The 556-nt window shown below is 47.3% G+C and carries 1 pseudogene; it reads right to left on the bottom strand.

Annotated elements, in window-relative coordinates:
* Window positions 1-221: 221 nt before the first annotated feature.
* Window positions 222-556, bottom strand: a pseudogene (locus tag R7093_RS27290) (3'-5' exonuclease); the annotation flags it as partial.

Raw genomic sequence — 556 nt, 5'->3', positions numbered from 1 at the left:
GGCATCCGCGACGTATCGAACGAGCTTTCTGTAGAAGCTCACTCAGCAGCGGAGCAAGCAGCGCACCTATCTGAGCTGTCTCACGAGCTTGAGCAAGAGATCAAACGTTTTAAACTGTAATTCTCAGTTTGACTAAAAAACAAAAGGAGCCGATAGGCTCCTTTTTAAGGCATGGTGTTCGGTGAATGAGTGTTGGTAAATAGCTACAACAAAAAATCTATCTACAACCAAAAATCACTGATGGGTTGGTCATCATTGTAGTGATGCGCCATCTGCGCCTGAAGCAACTCGGCCGTAGCAATCGCATCAGTTAACGCGTGATGCGGAGAGTAGTCTGGTAACCCATAGCGGCGTCGAGACTGCGCCAAACGTAGAGACTCTGGTCTCTTTCCTTTCAGGCGATTCCAAATGCCGCCAGCGCTTCTCTTTTGGATGTTCTCTTCGATTTGTAGCGTATCTAACACGGGAAACTCAATTCCTTCCCCAATACGCGCTTTCAGCGCTTGATCTAAGAATTCTCTCTCGATGCGACGATAATGCACAACGATGATTTTGC

It is taken from the genome of Vibrio sp. 1580 (assembly GCF_033340055.1).
This window is presented reverse-complemented; position numbering and strand designations above follow the sequence as displayed.